Origin of the sequence: Ectobacillus soli (assembly GCF_042610425.1) — a bacterium.
Classification (GTDB): Bacteria; Bacillota; Bacilli; order Bacillales; family Bacillaceae_G; genus Ectobacillus.
The window spans coordinates 1232507-1252616 of the sequence record NZ_JBGJZM010000001.1; the positions used below are offsets into that span (position 1 = coordinate 1232507).

Annotated in this window: 21 protein-coding genes, 1 tRNA gene, 1 pseudogene and 1 riboswitch; of the genes and pseudogenes, 19 read left to right on the forward strand and 4 right to left on the reverse strand. The window is 37.5% G+C overall.

Annotated features, from left to right (window positions below; all coding sequences use genetic code 11):
• Nucleotides 1-124 precede the first annotated feature (124 nt).
• The 7 genes from ACAN53_RS06425 to ACAN53_RS06455 all read left to right on the forward strand — a co-directional run bounded on the left by ACAN53_RS06425 (nucleotide 125) and on the right by ACAN53_RS06455 (nucleotide 3863).
• Complete coding sequence (locus ACAN53_RS06425) at nucleotides 125-493, forward strand: VOC family protein (protein WP_379968198.1); 369 nt, start codon at nucleotides 125-127, stop codon at nucleotides 491-493.
• Between the two features lie 60 nt (nucleotides 494-553).
• Nucleotides 554-651, forward strand: a riboswitch (guanidine-I (ykkC/yxkD leader).
• 69 nt (nucleotides 652-720) lie between these two features.
• Complete coding sequence (locus tag ACAN53_RS06430; RefSeq protein ID WP_379968200.1) at nucleotides 721-1074, forward strand: DMT family transporter; 354 nt, start codon at nucleotides 721-723, stop codon at nucleotides 1072-1074.
• Nucleotides 1071-1385, forward strand: coding sequence for a DMT family transporter (locus ACAN53_RS06435; RefSeq protein ID WP_379968202.1), 315 nt, complete (start codon nucleotides 1071-1073; stop codon nucleotides 1383-1385). Before ACAN53_RS06430 ends, ACAN53_RS06435 begins: the two co-directional genes overlap by 4 nt.
• A 213-nt stretch (nucleotides 1386-1598) precedes the next feature.
• Nucleotides 1599-2426: a uroporphyrinogen-III synthase gene (locus ACAN53_RS06440; protein WP_379968204.1), complete on the forward strand. Its 828-nt coding sequence runs from the start codon at nucleotides 1599-1601 to the stop codon at nucleotides 2424-2426.
• Between the two features lie 102 nt (nucleotides 2427-2528).
• A complete protein-coding gene (locus tag ACAN53_RS06445; RefSeq protein WP_379968206.1) occupies nucleotides 2529-2750 on the forward strand; it encodes a hypothetical protein in 222 nt (73 codons plus the stop codon).
• Nucleotides 2751-2884: 134 nt separating this feature from the next.
• Nucleotides 2885-2969: transfer RNA gene (locus ACAN53_RS06450), tRNA-OTHER, on the forward strand.
• A 300-nt stretch (nucleotides 2970-3269) separates the two neighbouring features.
• Nucleotides 3270-3863 carry a class I SAM-dependent methyltransferase gene (locus ACAN53_RS06455; RefSeq protein ID WP_379968208.1) on the forward strand — a complete coding sequence of 198 codons (594 nt, stop codon included), beginning with the start codon at nucleotides 3270-3272 and terminating at the stop codon, nucleotides 3861-3863.
• Between the two features lie 222 nt (nucleotides 3864-4085).
• On the opposite strand, the gene ACAN53_RS06460 is transcribed toward ACAN53_RS06455, so the two are convergent.
• The gene (locus ACAN53_RS06460; protein ID WP_379968210.1) at nucleotides 4086-4541 is read right to left on the reverse strand and encodes an OsmC family protein; all 456 of its coding nucleotides are present in this window, start codon (nucleotides 4539-4541) and stop codon (nucleotides 4086-4088) included.
• 246 nt (nucleotides 4542-4787) lie between these two features.
• Here ACAN53_RS06460 and ACAN53_RS06465 point away from each other — a divergent pair, with 246 nt between their 5' ends.
• The 11 genes from ACAN53_RS06465 (at nucleotide 4788) to ACAN53_RS06515 (ending at nucleotide 16708) form a co-directional block, all read left to right on the forward strand.
• The gene (locus tag ACAN53_RS06465; protein ID WP_379968212.1) at nucleotides 4788-5750 is read left to right on the forward strand and encodes an aromatic acid exporter family protein; all 963 of its coding nucleotides are present in this window, start codon (nucleotides 4788-4790) and stop codon (nucleotides 5748-5750) included.
• A gap of 65 nt (nucleotides 5751-5815) precedes the next feature.
• Nucleotides 5816-5941 (forward strand): hypothetical protein, encoded by a 126-nt coding sequence (locus tag ACAN53_RS06470; protein WP_379968214.1) that lies wholly within the window; start codon nucleotides 5816-5818, stop codon nucleotides 5939-5941.
• Nucleotides 5942-6373: 432 nt separating this feature from the next.
• The gene (locus ACAN53_RS06475; RefSeq protein ID WP_379968216.1) at nucleotides 6374-7522 is read left to right on the forward strand and encodes an acyl-CoA dehydrogenase family protein; all 1149 of its coding nucleotides are present in this window, start codon (nucleotides 6374-6376) and stop codon (nucleotides 7520-7522) included.
• Nucleotides 7523-7539: 17 nt separating this feature from the next.
• Nucleotides 7540-8121: a TetR/AcrR family transcriptional regulator gene (locus ACAN53_RS06480; protein ID WP_379968218.1), complete on the forward strand. Its 582-nt coding sequence runs from the start codon at nucleotides 7540-7542 to the stop codon at nucleotides 8119-8121.
• Nucleotides 8122-8148: 27 nt separating this feature from the next.
• Nucleotides 8149-9651: a class I adenylate-forming enzyme family protein gene (locus tag ACAN53_RS06485; RefSeq protein WP_379968220.1), complete on the forward strand. Its 1503-nt coding sequence runs from the start codon at nucleotides 8149-8151 to the stop codon at nucleotides 9649-9651.
• Nucleotides 9652-9711: 60 nt separating this feature from the next.
• On the forward strand, nucleotides 9712-10566 hold the full coding sequence (locus tag ACAN53_RS06490; protein ID WP_379968222.1) for a 3-hydroxybutyryl-CoA dehydrogenase: 855 nt from the start codon (nucleotides 9712-9714) through the stop codon (nucleotides 10564-10566).
• 23 nt (nucleotides 10567-10589) lie between these two features.
• Complete coding sequence (locus ACAN53_RS06495) at nucleotides 10590-11768, forward strand: thiolase family protein (RefSeq protein WP_379968224.1); 1179 nt, start codon at nucleotides 10590-10592, stop codon at nucleotides 11766-11768.
• Nucleotides 11769-12025: 257 nt separating this feature from the next.
• The gene (locus ACAN53_RS06500) at nucleotides 12026-13810 is read left to right on the forward strand and encodes an assimilatory sulfite reductase (NADPH) flavoprotein subunit (RefSeq protein ID WP_379968226.1); all 1785 of its coding nucleotides are present in this window, start codon (nucleotides 12026-12028) and stop codon (nucleotides 13808-13810) included.
• Between the two features lie 29 nt (nucleotides 13811-13839).
• Nucleotides 13840-15558 (forward strand): assimilatory sulfite reductase (NADPH) hemoprotein subunit, encoded by a 1719-nt coding sequence (gene cysI, locus ACAN53_RS06505; RefSeq protein ID WP_379968228.1) that lies wholly within the window; start codon nucleotides 13840-13842, stop codon nucleotides 15556-15558.
• 258 nt (nucleotides 15559-15816) lie between these two features.
• Nucleotides 15817-16287, forward strand: a complete 471-nt coding sequence (locus ACAN53_RS06510; protein WP_379968230.1) for a DUF2691 family protein — start codon at nucleotides 15817-15819, stop codon at nucleotides 16285-16287.
• Nucleotides 16288-16351: 64 nt separating this feature from the next.
• Nucleotides 16352-16708, forward strand: a complete 357-nt coding sequence (locus ACAN53_RS06515; RefSeq protein WP_379968232.1) for a hypothetical protein — start codon at nucleotides 16352-16354, stop codon at nucleotides 16706-16708.
• Nucleotides 16709-16851: 143 nt separating this feature from the next.
• On the opposite strand, the gene ACAN53_RS06520 is transcribed toward ACAN53_RS06515, so the two are convergent.
• The 3 genes and pseudogenes from ACAN53_RS06520 to ACAN53_RS06530 all read right to left on the reverse strand — a co-directional run.
• Entirely contained in the window at nucleotides 16852-18042 is a 1191-nt protein-coding gene (locus ACAN53_RS06520) for a pyridoxal phosphate-dependent aminotransferase (RefSeq protein WP_379968234.1), read from the reverse strand.
• Nucleotides 18043-18097: 55 nt separating this feature from the next.
• On the reverse strand, nucleotides 18098-18685 hold the full coding sequence (locus ACAN53_RS06525; protein ID WP_379968235.1) for an NAD(P)-dependent oxidoreductase: 588 nt from the start codon (nucleotides 18683-18685) through the stop codon (nucleotides 18098-18100).
• Between the two features lie 235 nt (nucleotides 18686-18920).
• A pseudogene (locus ACAN53_RS06530) lies at nucleotides 18921-19070 on the reverse strand (MerR family DNA-binding transcriptional regulator); the annotation flags it as partial.
• Nucleotides 19071-19302: 232 nt separating this feature from the next.
• Here ACAN53_RS06530 and ACAN53_RS06535 point away from each other — a divergent pair.
• Complete coding sequence (locus ACAN53_RS06535) at nucleotides 19303-20085, forward strand: alpha/beta fold hydrolase (RefSeq protein WP_379968237.1); 783 nt, start codon at nucleotides 19303-19305, stop codon at nucleotides 20083-20085.
• The last annotated feature ends 25 nt before the right edge of the window (nucleotides 20086-20110 follow it).

The following is a 20110-nucleotide window of genomic DNA, read 5'->3' on the forward strand; positions in this document are numbered from 1 at the left end:
GGGTCGTATATAATTCATAGTAAATAGATCGATAATAAGAGAAACTTATGCTCGACATAATATTTCTGACATTTTATTACTAATAGATTAGGGATACAATTGGATAAAAAAGGAGGCGTTATGAATGTCCTATCATTTTAAAGCCATTGACCATATTCAATTAGCAGCCCCATCTGGTTCAGAAGAAAAAGCAAGAGCGTTTTTCGGAGAACTATTAGGATTTGAAGAACTAGAAAAACCAGAAACATTAAAGAAAAGAGGAGGCGTTTGGTTTAAAAGCGGAACGATTCAAATTCATATTGGAATTGAAGAGCCATTCTCTCCAGCAAAAAAAGCACATCCAGCGCTTAAAGTAAAACATATTGAAGACTTAAAAAAACACCTAGTGAAAAATAATGTACCATTTGCGATAGATGAAAATTTACCTGGAGCAAACAGACTATATATGGACGATCCATTTGGCAATCGAATTGAAATGTTAGAATGGATTTAGAATCTTTACATATAGTTGTAGATATAGTATTTTATTCATAAAGTAAACCGAATTGATCATTACTATGTTTTCTAGGGTTCCGCGGTCAAAAAACCGGTCAGGTCCGAGAGAAAACGCACGGATACTCGTGTACACGGAGGGATAAAAGCCCGGGAGGAATATCTAAGAGATATTCTTTTCGGGCTTTATTTATTGTGTTTGAGAGAATACAAGAGGGAGAGTTTACTATGAACAAATATTGGTTTTTAGTCATGATTGCAGCAATATTTGAAGTAATATGGGTAGCTGGATTCAAACATTCTACGAATTGGATCGAGTGGAGTTTAACAATCATTGCACTGCTACTAAGCTTCGGAGTCCTTATTTATGCTGGGAAAAAGCTGCCAACGAGCACCGTATACGCTGTCTTTGTCGGACTTGGGACAACGGGCACAGTAATTGCAGAAATGATTTGGTTTCACGTTCCATTTAGTTGGGGGAAAGTTGGATTAATCACCTTGCTATTAATTGGGATTATTGGACTTAAGTCGGTTACTGCTAATTCGGAGCATGGTCATCAAAAGCGAGGTGAACTTTCTTGAATTGGGTTGCATTGATTTTAGCGGGCTGTTTTGAGGTTGTTGGTGTTTTGGGGGTTACTTTGATTAATCGAAATCCCTCGATTCGTTCTTTTCTTATTCTGATAGGGGGATTTTCCCTTAGCTTTGTCTTTCTATACATTTCCATGGAGAACATATCTATGGGAACCGCTTATGCAGTCTGGACAGGAATTGGAACCGTTGGAGCTACGTTGGTTGGCATGCTGTTTTTTGGCGAATCGAGAAATACAACAAGGATTTTTTTCATTTTACTCGTAATCATGTCTGTGTTGGGACTTAAATTCGTGAATTAAACATTATTTCAAAAAACTAATTAAAAGATATAAGCCCGTAATTTTTTTCATAATTTCGTATTAAAATTATTTTAAAATATTTTATTCGCTGTTTAAGTAATGAAAGCAGGAGGTTTTATGTTATTTTATCCAAAATTGACCAATAACTTTGATTAAGTATATACTTTGTTTACGATATACATAGATTATTAAAACTAGAAGGGGGAAAGAACCATGGGAAATGTGTTAGAAGGAAAACAAATTGTGATTGGAGGTTCCCGTAAGACGGATGAAATGCGTACATTAATTGAAAAACAAGGTGGCACACCTATTGTGCGATCTCTGCAAGGGACTGTGTTTCTAGCAGAAAAAGAAGTAGAGCCAAATCTTCGACAATTTATTGAAGAGGGAGCCGATTGGATAATTTTCACCACGGGAATCGGGATTGAAACGTTACTTAAGATGGCAGAGCAAATAGGGATGGCGGATGCATTTTTAACGAGAATTCGTGAAGCAAAGGTAGCGGTAAGAGGATATAAATCGTATGCTGCTTTAAAAAAGCTTGATATTCAGCCAGTAGCTGTTGATGATGATGGAACAACTAGAGGTTTAATTCGTGCGCTGCAGCCTTTTGCATTCGCTAATCAACGGGTCATGGTTCAGCTTCATGGGGATGCGGCACCATCCTTGCTTGCGTTTTTGGAAGGGCAAGGATCATCTGTTTTGCAACTACTACCTTATCAGCACATTGCCCCAAAAGAAGAAGTGGTGGAGCAATTATCTCAAGAGTTGCTAAATTATAAGATTGATGCGGTATGCTTTACAACTGCGATTCAAGTACGCGGATTATTTGATTGGGCAAAAAAGCATGGACATCATGCACGGATTGTACAACTTTTCCACGACAAGACTGTTGCAGTTTCCATTGGTAAACTAACAACAGAGGCGTTGCAAGAAGAAGGAATCAAGCGCATTGTGGCACCGGAGAATGAACGAATGGGAGCTATGATTATTGAGTTGGTCCGTTATTATGAAGAGTCTCACCCAAAATCGTATAGTTAATCAAAGCTAAGCGGAGCCTGTTTCTCATTTTTTTTCATAGGACAGGCTCGTATGTCCACCTCTTGTAATATAGTATAATGAGACAAAATAAGGGGTGTTTTTATGTACTGTCATAATCCTTTTTATTCACCATGTGTTCCATATCCGCCGTTTCCACAGCAAATTTGCTGTACAACAATCTTTCCAACGTATCAACAACCTGTTTATGCTGCGCCCACTTCGGTTAAGCCTACCTATGTCCAACCAGTTACCAGCAATCAACCGAATCTTCCGAACCTGCCGAATGTGCCAAATCAACCAAATATGTATGGGCGTATGTTCTAATTTGTGATAAGAAAAGTAGAAGGGAGAAATGCCCTTCTACTTTTCTGTATATGAAATATATACTATAATGCAAAAATCTTGTTTAATTCGCATGACCAAGTATAAATTAAAGAAAAATGAGTAAAATAAGATTTGGACTTGTAGTTCAATGGTAGAACAGTAAGTAATTATGAAGTGTAATTGCTATACATCTTGTGGGTTCGAATCCCACCAAGTCCATTTTGACAAAAGACACATATAAAATAAAGAATCCATTTTTTAAAATAAGCCCCTTATTCTCTACGATAAGCTGAGAATAAGGGGTTTATATTTTATAATTAAAATTTCATAATGAATTATTCTATAAAGCCTAGTGATTAATTTGGTATAAAATATGACCTATTTAAGCTTCATTCTTTTCAATCAAGACTTGTAAATATTTTACCAGTATTGTAGGTTAAGGATAAACTACTATCAGTCTGAATAGGTAAAGATTCCATTCGATATTTGATAATACTAAATTTAAAGGAGGATACAGCCATGTCCTTATTTACTAAAATCTATGATCCTGCAATGAGACCCATTGAAAATGCAGGGCTGCAGCGATTTCGAAAAGACTTAGTTGGGAAAGCAAGGAAGCATGTATTAGAGATTGGCTGTGGTACAGGCCTGAACTTTCCATTTTACAACCCTGCTACTCTCGTAACTGCAGTCGATCCGAATCCTGGAATGCTACATAAAGCAAAACACAGAGCGCAATTAGCAGATGCAAACATTTCGGTTATGCAAGGCAGCGTAGAAGAGTTGCCGTTTCCTGCTGATATATTTGACTCGGTTGTTTGTACGCTCGTTCTATGCTCCGTTCCAAACGTAGATTTGGCACTGGCAGAGCTCACCCGCGTTTGTAAACCGGGTGGTACGATGTTATTTATGGAACATGTACGAGCTCAGCAACCCGTAGTTGGAAAAATACAAGACTTCCTTACACCCGCTTGGAAAAAACTTTGTGACGGATGTTGCTTAAACCGAAACACGCGCCTTAATATTGAAAGGGCAAAGATCGAAACAACATCAGTTCAGTATCATTATGGACACGCTATGTTTATTTTAGAGGGGAAAAATATGAAAGAATAGACGATTATTTTGCACATGACCAGTGAATCTTCTTTGATATTTCAAATATGTATCATCAAACAACATGATTATGATGTAAAAGATGTTTATAGAAGCAAGTAAGGAGTAAAGTAGAAAAATATATAAATCGAATGTAATTCCAAATAAATGATACTATTCGTTATCTTATAACTAAATCAATAAGGGCTAGCGATTAAATCATTGCTAGCCCTTTACTAAAAGTTAAGCTCTTTTCCATGTTGCATCAATTTGTGTTCCAGCGTCCTTCAAAAGATTATAGACCGGACATCTTTTTTCCACGTTTTCCTTTAATAGTTGAATTCTTTCGTCACTTTCATCCGTTGTTATCTTTACATCAAAACGAACTTTTTGGAAATGAGGAGATACACCTTCAACACCTGATAATCCACGAATATCAATAATCCCTGTTGAATCAAATTCAATATCGGAGAAGCTGAAATTAATTTCTTTTGAAATTAAAGGAATCATAACACCATTACACCCATTCAATGCTGCTAATACAAATTCCATTGGATTAGGTCCTTCATCTGTTCCGCCTAGCTCTACTGGTTCATCCATAAGAAAAGGCTTAAAATTACGTATTACTATATTCGTTTTAACTCCAGATTCCCATTTTCCAGATGCAGATATTTTAGTAAGGGTAGAAGGATTTGCCATAACAGCACCTCAATTCAAATTATTTTTATAAGAATTATATACTATAATTTTAAAACTGTAAATATGCCATTTACCCACAGAATTAATTAGTACGGTATAAGAAGTAAAAAGCGATTATCAATATGAAAACACGTTGATGTTGAATATTTTTCCCAAAATCATCTATTACTTTTATATAATTATAAAGTAGAGATGAAAAAAACTAGAATACATGCAATCACAAATATACAAAAAAGGAGGACAAGCATGAAAATAGGTATACGAACAGTAAAAACAGCAGTCGGAGCAGGAATTTCCATTTGGATTGCAATGATGTTACATTTAGATTTTTATGTGTCAGCGGGGATTCTAACCATCTTATGTATTGAACGAACCAGAATGCGTTCAATTCAAGCAACTGTAAAGCGCTTCGTGGCGTGTATCTTAGGATTAACAACGGGAGCATTTTGTTTTACCGTATTTGGCTATCATCCTTTTGCCTTTACGATATATCTTCTAATCGTAATTCCGTTGTTGAATCGATTTAAAATACAAGAAGGACTAATATTTAGTTCTGTCATCGCCCTACACCTTTTTATTTTAAAATCGATAACAGTAGCCATATTTTGGAATGAGTTTCAAATTATATTAATCGGGATTGGAGTTGCGTTAATCCTCAATAGCTATATACCAGATTTAAAGGCGGAGGTGCTACAGTACCGAGACCAAATTGAGGAATATATAAAGAAAATCCTATTTGAATACGCAACGTATTTAGATAAAGGGGATCAAGGCTGGTCAGGAAAAGAACTGCTACAATTAGAAGAAACTTTGAAACAAGCAAGAAATACAGCACTAGCAGATATTGAAAATCAATTGGTAAAAAAAGAAGAAGACTATTATTTCTATTTTGGAATGCGGCAACAACAATATGAAATTATAAAACGAATGCTTCCAATCATTTCAACACTTTCAGAAGATGTGCCGCAAAGACATATGTTTGCATCGTTCTTGTATTATCTAAGCGAAAACGTTACATCCTACAACAAAACCGAAGCATCACTAGCGCAATTGCATGAAAAACTAGAAAGTATGAAAAAACTAGACCTGCCAACAACAAGAGAAGAATTCGAAACAAGAGCCAACCTGTATCATCTTATGAATGAGATGGAATTGTATTTAAAAACTAAAAATGAATATTATCAGCAAAAGATATCAGGTACGATTTAATCTGTATTAAAAAATTTCTTCAGTACATAATACGTAATAAATACAAGAGAGAGGGAGGGAAATGAATGGCTAATCAGAATGATAATCGAAAAAGAAAAAATAAATATCCTAATAATCTAAAAAGTGATACCGAATTCTCTAAGGATATAAATATTAGAAGTGAAGTAACGAAAAAAGATTTAAATAAATAATGTTTTGAGTTGTGGACACCCAATCCAAGAGAATTCCAGGAATACAAATATCACTTAACTAATCTAAAGGATAGTAAAAAATGAAATGACGTGCAAACTATTGTCAGTTTGCATGTCATTTTTTTGTTGATTCAGTAATTGTGCTAATCCTTATAAAAATGCTCTTATGGTTTAAAGGCGTTTGCATTTATTGAAAATGACCTCCAAGAAACAGGCTTAAGCATTCTCTATTCAAATTTCAAATCCTTTTTTTAGAAAATCCCTATAAATTATAGGATCATAATTTTATAAAGTTAACTCCTGTTCAATTTTTGAATATCGTTTAAAAAAGGTATTGACGAACGGTAAACAACCATGTTTATAATAAAATCAAACGTAATTACCATTTTATGTATTTATAACCAAAATAAAGGTTTTAAGGGAGGCCTAAATTTGGGTACATCTATTTTAACAAAAGAGCATGTGATGTTTCGAGAATCTTTGCGTAAAATGCTGGAAAAAGAAGCGTATCCGTATTTTGAGCAATGGGAAAAAGACCGTGAAATCCCGCGGGAATTTTGGTTGAAAATGGGGGAGAATGGATTTCTTTGTCCAGGAGTAGATGAGGAGTATGGTGGATTAGGATTAGATTTTTCTTATTCAAAGATATTAATTGAAGAATTAGAACGAGTGGGTCAAGGGCTTAGTAGTGGAATGTGTTTGCATTCTGATATTGTAACCCCTTATATAGCATCGTTAGGAACAGAGGAGCAGAAGCGTAAGTGGTTGTCCCGGTGTATGAGTGGTGAAATTATATCATCCATTGCAATGACAGAGCCGGGTGCTGGTTCGGACTTAGCTGGAGTCAAAACAACAGCTAGACGCGAGGGCGACAATTATATTTTAAATGGTGAAAAAACATTTATCACAAATGCAATTGCCTCAGATATTGCTATTGTTGTTTGCAAAACGGATGCCCATGCTTCTTCTGCACATCTGGCGATTAGCTTAATCGTTGTGGAAAAAGGAACAGAAGGATTCAAAAAAGGGAAAAAGCTTAACAAAATTGGTATGCATAGCGGTGATACGGGCGAACTCATTTTTGAGGATGCAAAGGTTCCTGTCTCCAATTTGCTTGGAGAAGAAGGAAAAGGTTTCTATTATTTGATGGAACATCTTCAGCAAGAGCGCCTTGTCGTAGCGATACAGTGTCAGGTTGAAGCGGAAGAGATGCTGCGTTTAACAATAGATTATGTAAAAAAACGACAAGCTTTTGGCAAGTCTATTAGTCATTTCCAGAATACACAATTTAAAATAGCGGAAATGGCAACGGAAATTGAGCTTGGTAGAACGTATATTAATGAGATTGCGGATCGTCATGTGAAGGGTGAATCGTTAATTAAAGAAGTGTCTATGGCAAAGTGGTGGATTAGTGAGATGGCAAAACGGGTTGCTTCTGAATGTCTTCAGCTCCACGGAGGCTATGGGTATATGGAAGAGTACGAGATTGCAAGACGTTATCGAGATATACCAGTCGCAAGCATCTATGCTGGTACAACTGAAATTATGAAGAAGATTATCGCAAAGCAACTAGACTTATAAAGATAGGATAAGATGACATGAAATTATCTGAAAAAAAGGTATTGAAGAAAAAAGAAGAAATTATTTTATCCGCAATAAAAATCGTAAATCGCAAGGGCTACCAAGCAGCTACTATGGAAGAAATTGCAGCTGAACTATTAATGACAAAGGGATCACTATATTACTATTTTAAAAACAAAGAAGATTTAATTTTCCAATGTCATGAGATAGTTTTATCAAAAGTTATGGAGGAATTACAAACACATCTAGAGGAGCCAGTTTCTTATGAGGAACGATTAAAGAAAATGATTATGACACATATTCATTATGCAATCGAAGAAAAGGAAACGTTTAATTTAATCATTAAACCGAATGAAACGTTTTCTGAGAAATTAAACCCAATATTAGAGAAACGACAGGCTTATGCTAGCTACTTTGATCAAGTCATTCAACGTGGTATCGAGGCAAAGCAATTTACAGTAACGGAACCCAAAATCGTACGTATGATTTTACTCGGTGCCATGAACTGGATTCAACAGTGGTACAGTTCAGATGGAATCATGACGAAAGAACAAATCCAATCGATTTATGCGGACTATTTAATAAAGTTAGTAAAATAAATACGACTCGTAAAGGGGTTATCTAGGATGTTTATTTTTGAACAGTTAGCAGAACATGCAAAACTACAACCTGAGAAAGTAATTACATCCTATCAAGGTAGGAACACAACGTATTCCGAATTTTACCAACAAGCAAAGAATCTAGCTGGGTACTTTCAAGCAAGAGGTTATAAAAAGGATGATATTATCGCAGTTTACTTACAAAATTCTGATTATTTCCTAGTTTGTTATTACGCTTGTCAGATTGGCGGTTTTACTGTATTACCCGTAAATATAAAATTAGCCGCACCAGAAACTGAGTATATTCTATACTATTCGAAACCTAAAGCCATTATTTATGATGATCGTTTTCACGAATTCTTACATCAACTGGATACAACTCTTGAAAAAATTGAAGATCATGTAGTAGTTGGAGGAGAAAAATGGCTTTCGATTGTCGCTAACGATTCCCTTTCCTTTCATCAGCCAGAGGTAGATCAGGATGATACAGCGGTAATTTTTTATACATCCGGTACTACTGGGAAACCAAAGGGTGTTATGCTCTCAGCTGGTAATGTACGATCTGTAGCACAAATTTGGTCTGAGGCGATGGAGATGACATCAGACGACCGTACACATATCGTAACCCCTCTTTTCCACTGTGCAGCGATTCATTGCTTTACGACTCCTACTATACTTAGAGGAGGTTCTGTGGTTATCGAAGAAGCATTTTCTCCAGAACAAACGTTACACACGATGGAAAAAGAAAATGTAACCATTTTCTTTGGAGTTCCAGCTATATATAGCATTCTACTAAACACGTCGAAAATGGGAGAGATGGATTTATCCCATCTGCGGTTGTTTGCATATGGAGCAGCGCCAATGCCATATGAGTTAGTGAAAAAAATTAAAGCGCTTTATCCTAACGTGAAAGTGCAAAATTTATATGGGCAAACAGAAAATTCACCAGGTGCTACTACGTTAAAAGATAAGTACGCTTTAGATAAAATTGGTTCTGTCGGTGAACCCCTGCCTCAAACACAAGTTCAAGTTGTAGATGAGTTTGGAGATAAGCTGCCTACTAGACAAGTAGGAGAAATCGTTGTGAAAGGACCACAAGTTATGAAAGGGTATCTACGAAATGAGGAAGCAACTCGACATGCTATTAAAAACGGTTGGCTATATAGTGGTGATTTAGGATTCTTTGATGAAGACGGGTTGCTATACATTGTAGATCGAAAGAAAGATATGATTATTCGCGGCGGTGAAAATGTCTATCCCGTGGAGGTAGAAGAGGTCTTGTATGAGATTCCAGAAATATTAGAAGCCGCTGTAGTCGGTATTCCTCATGAAGTATACGGCGAAGTGCCGAAAGCATTTATTGTACTTAAGAAAGGGCAGCCATTCACGGAGGAAGATGTGATTACGTATTGCAATCAAAAACTAGCAAAATATAAATTGCCTGTAGAAGTAGTTTTTCTTGACACTCTCCCTCGGAATGCGAGTGGAAAAGTGTTAAAACAAACGTTACGAGAAAAGAAAAGAGTATAAGTACTTTTTACTAAGTAAAATGGAAGGGCTTACAAAGCTAAGAAAAGAGGAGAATTAGGGATGACTTTAGTTAAAACAATTGGTGTAGTAGGGGCAGGAACGATGGGGAACGGTATTGCCCAAGTTGCCGCAGAAGCTGGATATGAAGTTATTATGCGAGATATGACGGAGGAGTTTGTACAAAAGGGAATACGTACCATTCAAAAAAATCTGAACCGAGCGATTGAGAAAAACAAACTGGATCAAGGGAAGGCCCAGGAAATCTTAGGGAGAATCCGAAGTACCGTGGACCTTCAGGACTTGGCAGACGCTGACGTAATTATTGAAGTTATTATTGAAAAGACGGAACCGAAAAAAGCTCTATTTCAAGAGCTTGATACAATTTGTACAGAAACAACCGTTTTCGCTACAAATACCTCTGGCTTAAGCATTACAGAGCTTGCAGCGTCTACGAAGCGTCCCAATCGCTTTATTGGAATGCATTTTTTTAATCCTGTTCCAGTCATGAAGTTAACAGAAGTCATTAAAGGTCAAGAAACATCTGAGAAAACATACCAATTAGCGAAGAGTTTAGTAGAATCCTTTGGAAAAGTTGGTATTACGGTCAATGATGCTCCCCTTTTTGCTGTGAACCGAATTTTGGTTCCAATGATAAATGAGGCAATCTTCGTTTTAGCAGAGGGAACAGCGAGTGCAGAAGATATTGATGAAGGTATGAAGCTAGGTGCGAATCATCCAATTGGACCATTAGCATTAGCTGATCTTATTGGGTTGGATACGTTGCTACTCGTTGTCGAAACATTGTACACAGAAACAGGTGATTCAAAATACCGTCCTTGTCCATTGCTAAAGAAACTAGTACGTGCGGGACACTACGGCAGAAAAACAGGTAAGGGATTTTATAATTATTCATAATTTATACGATAGGGGATATGTATATGAGAGATGTTGTAATTGTAAGTGCTGCCCGAACACCAATTGGTGATTTTTTTGGAGCATTAAAGGATTTTTCAGCTGTGGACTTAGGTGTAATTGCGTTAAAGGCTGCGATTGAAAAAGCAGGTATCGAGCCTGATCAAATAGAGGAAGTAGTAGGTGGCCATATTTATCAAGCTGGATGCAAAGGGAATACTGCTCGGCAAGTGGCACTGGGATCAAATTGTTCCGTACAAACAGTTGCATCAACCATTAATCAACAGTGTGCCTCATCCTTACGAGCAACTGAAATTTTGGTGCAAGAAATTATGTTAGGAAAAGTAGACGTAGGTGCAGCTGTTGGCTATGAAAGTATGACCAATGTCCCTTATTTGCTTCCTAAAGTGAGAAGTGGATATAAAATGGGTCACGGAGAATTGTTAGATTCTTTATTGCACGATGCTTTATTCGATGCTTTTAATAATTATCATATGGGTATTACTGCGGAAAATCTAGCAGAGAGCTATGATATTTCTCGTGAAGAACAGGATCATCTTGCATTACTTAGCCATGAACGTGCTAGCAAGGCAATTAAAGTGGAGAAATTTAAGGAAGAGATTGTCCCAATCGAAATCAAAACAAAAAAAGGATCATTCATTTTTGATACGGATGAACATCCTAAATCTGATATAAATATAGATAAACTTGCTTCTTTACGTCCTGCATTTAAAAAGGATGGAACGGTTACGGCAGGAAATGCTTCAAGTCTTAATGATGGGGCAGCTGCATTAATTATCATGACAGCTGAAAAAGCGAAAGAATATGGGCTTATGCCATTAGCACGTATTGTCGCAACTGCATCTGCGTCAGTCGATCCGAAAGTAATGGGGATTGGAGTGGTCCCAGCTGTTGAAAAAGCACTACGATTTGCGAACCTGCAAAAAGATGAGATTGGATACTGGGAAATAAATGAAGCCTTCGCAGCTCAGTTTTTAGCAGTGAACCGTGAGTTGAAACTAGATATAAACAAGGTAAATGCTAATGGATCAGGTATATCTTTAGGTCATCCGGTTGGTTGCACGGGTATACGATTATTGATTTCTCTTATAAACGAAATGCATCGCCGCGGTGTCCAATATGGCTGTGCTTCCCTTTGTAGTGGCGGCGGTCCGGCTGCAGCTATGATAATAGAGGTTCTGTAGTTGGGAAGATCTGTGATACATTTGCGAAAAAAGCGACTTTTAAACAGTCGCTTTTTTTATTAGGGAAATTCTTTTACAGCCAATTATTAGAAATATTTATAGTTATAATAGTTTATATATATTTTACTAATGCTTAGTATTCCGGTAAACTTTAATTAGGAAATTTTTCCAAGGAAATGTCTAAGTTAGGTAAAGCAATCGAGAGGCAAATAAAATGACGTACGAAAAGTTTATATTCCTTTGTGAGGTGGATATCATTGCAACTTCAGGTAATGAACAGTCCGTTTAATAAGGAGCAGGCAGAACTCCTAAATCTCCTTCTGCCGACCTTGACAGAATTTCAAAAGGTATGGCTAAGCGGTTATCTAGCCGCGTCGGCGGCAGAACTTTCTGCTGAAGGCACCGAGCAGGCAATCTCACAAGAAGTAACCATTCTTTACGGATCACAAACAGGAAACGCGCAGCGGCTTGCAGAAAATGTAGGTAAGATGCTTGACGAGCATGGCTTTCAAATGACCGTCTCGTCCATGAGTGATTTTAAGCCAAACAATTTGAAGAAAGTCCAAAACCTGCTTATTGTAGTGAGCACGCATGGAGAAGGAGCTCCGCCCGATAACGCGCTATCGTTCCATGAGTTTCTTCACGGTATACGGGCTCCCAAGCTTAACGAACTTCGTTTTTCTGTTTTAGCGCTTGGAGACAGCTCATATGAGTTTTTCTGTCAGACGGGAAAAGAATTTGATCAACGGCTGAATGAACTCGGCGGAACACGACTCTATCCGCGTGTTGACTGTGATATTGACTATGATGAGCTGGCAGCTGAATGGATGGAAGGAATCATTGATAGCTTACGTGAATCGACAGGCCAAAGTGCTGCACCAGCTATAGCGGCAGTTACTCAAGAAAGTGAAACAACGTATTCTAGAACCAATCCATTTAAAGCCGTAGTACTTGAAAATATTAATTTGAATGGTCGCGGCTCGAATAAGGAAACGCATCACATCGAATTATCACTTGAAGGTTCTGGTTTTACATATGAATCTGGTGACAGCCTTGGTGTATACCCGGAAAACGATCCGGTCCTTGTAGACATGCTTCTTGAGGAAATGAAATGGGATCCGGAAGAAATTGTGACAATCAATAAACAAGGAGACGTTCATTCGCTTAAAGAAGCGCTCCTTTCTTATTTTGAAATTACCGTTTTAACAAAACCACTTCTTCAACAGGCGACGCAGCTTTCAGTGAATGAGGATTTACGGACGCTTTTATCTCCAGGTAATGAAGAAAAATTAAAAGCGTATCTGAAAGGCCGGGATTTGCTTGATTTGGTTCGAGATTTTGGTTCGTGGGGTAAAACGGCGCAAGAATTTATCTCTATTCTCAGAAAAATGCCGGCACGTCTTTATTCGATTGCGAGCAGCTTATCCGCGAATCCGGATGAAGTGCATGTAACAATTGGCGCCGTTCGGTATGATGCACACGGGCGCAAACGAAAAGGCGTTTGCTCCACTTTATGTGCGGAACGTCTCCAACCAGGCGATATGCTGCCAGTTTTCATACAGCGTAATCCCAACTTTAAATTGCTAAAGAACCCGGATACATCGATTATCATGATCGGACCAGGGACAGGAATTGCACCGTTTCGTTCTTTTCTGCAGGAGCGTGAAGAAATAGGAGCGCGAGGAAAGTCATGGCTGTTCTTTGGCGACCAGCATTTTGTGACGGATTTCCTTTACCAAACAGAATGGCAAAAATGGCTGAAAGACGGTGTGCTGTCGAAAATGGATGTTGCTTTTTCCCGCGATACAGAAGAAAAAGTGTATGTACAACACCGCATGGTTGAACATAGCAAAGAATTATTTGAATGGCTACAAGAAGGAGCAGCAATTTACATTTGCGGAGATGAGAAAAACATGGCACATGACGTTCATAACACGATTATTTCGATTATCGAAAAAGAAGGCGGTATGAGCCGTGAAAAAGCAGAGGACTATCTTGCTTACATGCAACAGCAAAAACGCTACCAACGTGATGTATACTGATTCTGGATTGATAGGAGTGATATCAAAACATGGTGAATCATAAATTAACAGCACCGGACGGTCCGCCAAGCGATGTTGAACGGATTAAAGCAGAAAGTAACTATTTGCGCGGCACACTTAAGGAAACAATGCAAAACCGAATCAGCGCGGGAATTTCCGAAGATGACAATCGCTTGATGAAATTTCACGGGAGCTACTTGCAGGATGATCGGGATCTCCGTAATGAACGTCAAAAACAAAAACTGGAGCCTGCGTATCAGTTCATGCTGCGCGTCCGAACGCCGGGTGGTGTAGCAACACCGAAGCAATGGCTTGTCATGGATGAACTTGCTCAAACATATGGTAACGGAACTTTAAAACTTACAACTCGCCAAGCGTTTCAAATGCATGGTATTTTAAAATGGAATATGAAAAAAACGATTCAGGAAATCCATGCATCCCTTTTGGATACGATCGCAGCGTGCGGCGATGTAAACCGGAACGTCATGTGTAACACGAATCCCTATCAATCTGAAATTCATGCCGAAGTATATGAATGGTCAAAACGATTAAGTGATTATTTATTGCCACGTACAAGAGCCTATTATGAACTTTGGCTAGATGAGGAAAAAGTGGCTGGTACGCCGGAAGTGGATGAAGTCGAACCAATGTACGGATCACTCTATTTACCGCGGAAATTTAAGATTGGCATTGCCGTTCCGCCATCCAATGATATAGATGTATTTTCGCAGGACCTTGGACTCATAGCGGTTGTGGAAGATAACAAGTTGGTTGGTTTTAATGTGGCGATTGGCGGCGGCATGGGCATGACGCACGGTGATAAAGAGACGTATCCACAGCTCGCCAAATTAATCGGTTTTTGTACTCCTAATCAAATTCTTGATGTGACAGAAAAAGTCATAACAATTCAGCGTGACTACGGCAATCGCTCTGTCCGTAAAAATGCTAGATTTAAGTACACAGTTGACCGCCTCGGGCTAGAAACAGTAAAGGCTGAACTAGAGAACCGCCTCGGCTGGAACTTAGAAGAAGCTAAGCCTTATCATTTCGACCATAACGGCGATCGTTACGGTTGGGTGAAAGGCGTTCAAGGAAGATGGCAATTTACACTGTTTGTACAAGGAGGACGAATCGCGGATTTTGATGATTACAAGCTCATGACCGGCTTGCGTGAAATTGCCAAAATCCATACTGGTGATTTCCGTCTAACGGCAAATCAAAACCTAGTCATTGCCAATGTATCAAGCCAGAAAAAGAAAAAGATTACCGAACTAATCGAACAATACGGTTTAACGGATGGCAAGCATTATACAGCACTCCGCCTGGGTTCATTGATGTGCGTAGCTCTACCAACGTGCGGACTTGCGATGGCAGAAGCAGAACGCTATTTGCCGGTTCTCCTTGAGAAGATTGAGACTATTGTTGATAAAAACGGAATACGGAACGAAGAAATTACGATCCGCATGACCGGATGCCCAAACGGCTGCGCTCGTCCAGCGCTCGGCGAAATTGCCTTTATCGGCAAGGGACCAGGCAAATACAATATGTATCTCGGTGCAGCCTTTGATGGCAGTCGCCTAAGCAAAATCTACCGTGAAAGTATTGGAGAAGAGGAAATTTTGAGCGAACTACATGTGCTTCTTTCCCGCTATGCGAAAGATCGGCAAGAAGGCGAACACTTCGGTGACTTTGTCATACGAGTTGGTGTCGTTAAAGAAGTGACAGATGGAACGAATTTTCATGATTGATTAGAGACAGGAATTCATTTCGGCCTCTTTTTATGTAGGCCACTTAATTTAATCAAGTTTGTATAAAACTATTTATATTACTAAGAAACCGCAAAAGGCTGAGCCTTTGCGGTTTCTTTATTTTATGAATTAATGGACTTTTTCTAATGTCGTTTTATATATACCAAACATTTCTATGATATACAGCAGGAATCCCCCTATATCAAACGAATGGAACATAACAAGGGTATTAAAAATTGACACTAAAGGAGAGCTCATATGAAAAGGGGCGTTAGATATCAAATTCTAGATGAAAAGTCCAGCGATCAAAACATTGCAGATATACTTAAACCTATACCTTGTGACTTGTATAACTGGGATATTGGTTATACAGAGACACATCGCTATGAAAATAACAGGATGATTCATGACTCAATATTTGAGGAACAAGATGTATTAGATGGAAGAGAATTAGAACGTGTAGTGAATAAACACACTTACCTTGCCATATTTGCCGAACTAAAAGCGTTTCCTAAAACCGCAATTGTATCTGATATTGCAGACTATGAGGATTTTGTAAATAGCGAATGTGAAATAATAGTCTTATTAGTTGATTGTGCATATGTTGATGTTTATTGTAAGGACATTAACTTAACTGAAGAGGTTTACCAGTATGCACAACAAAAGGGCTATACAGATATAGAATATATCGACGAGAATGATTCAAGATATAAAATGTATGTTTGGTAGCAAAGAAATAGATGACACTATTGGATTTTTTTATATAGAAGGCACCAATTTAGGAGGTTATCAAATGGAATCATTTTCAGCAGGAGATATATACTCTTTTGAAGGAAGAAAAAGTGATCCGAGCCCTCAGATTATCATACTGGGAAAAGAGCCATTTCTAGATACGACAGCCGTTCATGTTCAAATAATCGGTATAGAATTACAAATATCCGATGGACAAACTCTAACAAAGATTGGACATGTACCTGTATGCGAAGAAAGCTTAAGAAATAGTGTAATAGATTACTTAGGAAAAGCTAACGTGCCAGATGATGAATTAGAAGGCATTAAAGTATGGAAAGAGGCAAAGGGAGGTATTTATACTGTTTCATTAAAAGAAATTGTTAACATAATAGAGAGAACATTACATGAAGAAGAATAAATATATTTTACCAAGTATATGTACAACATACTCTAATACATTTTTCGAAAAATAAAACCCTGATTTTCTTACGCTAAGAAAAAATCAGGGTTATTTTTATGTCCTTAGAGGACGTAGAAAATTCATGAATCTAGAAATCTCAGTTATTTTCCGTATTCAGTTTTCACAAATTTTTCTAACGCAAACAGTGAGCGTTCTACTTTTTCTGTCTCAATACAATAAGCCATTCTAAAGTATCCCGGGCAACCAAAGCTATCACCTGGTACCAAAATCAAATCATATTTTAAAGCTTTCTTGCAGAATACATTGGCATCTTCTTCAAGTGCTTTAGGGAAGATATAGAAAGTTCCACCTGGTTTTACACATGTAAATCCTAGTTCTATCAATTTCTCATAAATTAGGTTCATATTTGTTTCATAAACAGACATATCTGCAGTCAAATCCACCACTTCTGCAACAGCAAGTTGAATAATGGAAGAGGGGCAGTTATGTCCTGTGCCTCTAGAAATCTGTCCACACATACTAACAATCAAGTCAGAATCGACGCAAGCAGGATTTACTGCAATGTAACCAATCCGTTCACCTGGAAGAGACAAAGATTTGGAATAAGAATAACAGGACAGGGTATTATCGTAATAGTTTGAAATATAGAGAGCATCTACACCTTCAAACAATATCTCTCTGTATGGTTCATCCGAGATAATAAAAATTTCATGTCCGTATTCTTTTTCCTTTTTATAGAGGATTTCTACCAGCTTCTTAATGGTCTCCAAAGAATAAACAACTCCAGATGGATTATTAGGAGAGTTAATCAATACTGCGGACACGTTCTCCGTCAACATCTCTTCAAACAAAGTAAAGTTAATTTGAAAGTCTTCCATATTAGGAGGAACCACTTTAAGCGTAGCACCTGTTAAATCAATATAAGGGTGGTATTCAGGGAAAAATGGAGCAAAAGTCAACACTTCATCTCCAGGTTTTGTTACACATCGTATTGCATGCGCTAAAGCACCAGCGGCACCAGTAGTCATGAAAATATGATTTTCCGTGTAATTCATATGGAATCGACGGTTCAAAGATTGGGCTACTTTTACTTTAACGGACGGAATTCCTAAACTAGGGCTATAACTGTGAAGTTCTCCAGGGTTTTTACTAGATAGCATATCAATCATAACTTGAGTAAATTTTTTTGGAACAGGAACAGATGGATTGCCTAAGCTGTAATCAAATACATTTTCATAACCAATTTCATGTCCCCGTTTTGTAGCAAATTCAGCTAGTTCTCTAATAACGGATTTGGATTCTAACATTTTTTTGTATTTTTGTGCAATCATTTTTTTCCTCCTTGATATTATAGGCCATTTACAATAAAGTTCGGACGCTCACCTTTTAATGCAGCATCAATGTTCGACCAGTTTTTTTATGTGCGCGGTAAAAATAACTTGAAGTAATTCCACCTATATGTGGCGAAAAAATAATTCGATCAGCATATTCCTTTAGCAAATTCAAAAGGATATGATTTCTCAAGGTAGGTTCTGGAACAACGGTATCTAATCCAGCACCTTGAATCTTTCCGGATACAATGGCATCGTAAAGCGCTTGATTATAAATGATTTCGTCGCGGGCTGTATTAACGATATAAGTACATGTACGTGCCATCTCAGACAAATCTATGTAAGACACGTGATAGTCTTTTTCCACATCAACAGGCTTTTGAACTTTAGTATAATAGTATATCTCACATTCAAATGGGTCCAGTCTTTTTGCCGTTTCCTTTGTAATATCACCAAATCCAATCAGACCAACTTTACAATCAGATAGTTCTGTAATACCTTCGATCATCATTTGTTCCTTCATTTGTATCTGATTGCTTTCTCGCTCCGTACGGTCTCCAATGATAATGTTACGTAGCAATGCAAGCATGAAAAGCACTGTAGCAATTGCAATAGCATCTGCATCAAAAGCAGCTTGTAACAACTCTTCATCACTTGCACCACGAGGACAGAAAACCATAGTAATCTGTTTTACAATATAAGGTCGGGTATATATTTTCTATACCATTCTTCATTGCCAATAATCAAAATTTTCATATGTTTCTCCTTTATATTTTAAATCATTTTATATATAGTAAAAACCCCTAGTAACTAGAGAGTCAAATAAATAATTATATCGGAACATTTAAGGCTCTTAAGTACTTGATTAAATTTAATCATTCAAACTGTTGGGTTGAGTAATAACGGTAGTTCGTTTGTTCGTCCGTATATTGTGGTTTTAACAAACCAATTTCATCATATTACCTAAGGGTTGCGATTTTGATATGGAATAGCCTTGACATTTCTCCAATCGTAAAAAAATCTTTCATTACAGCTATCATTCCTTTCGCTAGGATCAAGGCACAAAATGAAATGAAAATCATTCTTTTGCAAATACTATCCATACTATCCATCGGATGAAACAGTATAGTACACCTGTATACTTAAATTTTTTTTGATTTTGATAGAAAATAGGGGGTATTTTCAATGCCGATTTTGAATATGTTTCATACCCTTATCAAACATAAGGTTAATACATAAAAGAATGGAGATGAAATAATTTTGAAAACCGTTACGTTGCAGAATATAACTCTGGCATATAGAGATGAAGGACACGGAAAGACAATTGTTTTACTTCACGGTTTTTGCGGAAGCCATAAGTATTGGGAAAAGGTAATCCCTGCCTTGTCAAAAGACTATCGAGTCATAGCACCGGATCTTCCTGGCCATGGAAATTCTACCTTTATAAATGAACAGCATACAATTGAAGACATCGCAGAGAGTATTAAGGAACTATTAGATACATTAAATATAGAGAAAGTAACCATGTTTGGGCACTCTTTAGGAGGATATATCACGCTTGCTTTTGCAGAAAGATATAGTAATCGTTTAGATGGTTTTTCTCTTGTCCACTCTACTGCGTTTCCTGACTCAGAAGAGGCGAAAAAAGGAAGAATAGCTACCATAGAAAAAGTGACAAACAGTGGAATTCATTCTCTAATCGACGGATTGGTGCCAAAACTCTTTGCTACAGACAATTTGAAGAAAAATGCAAGTGACGTAAATGTAGCTAAGGAAATAGGTTACTTGACTTCTTTAGAAGGGGCAATTGAGACACTTAAAGCAATGAAAGATCGACCTGACCGTAATTACATTCTTGAAAACACTCCATTGCCTGTCCTTTTACTCGCAGGCGAAAAGGATCAAATTATCTCTTACAAGCAAACATTTTCTGTTACGAAAGATAATATTACACATTCCTTACTCAAAGACACGGGTCATATGAGTATGTATGAAGCACCGGAACAACTTATTTCTGAGATGAAGAGCTTTTTACATTTTTAATGTCTAAATAATAGTATAGGAGTGA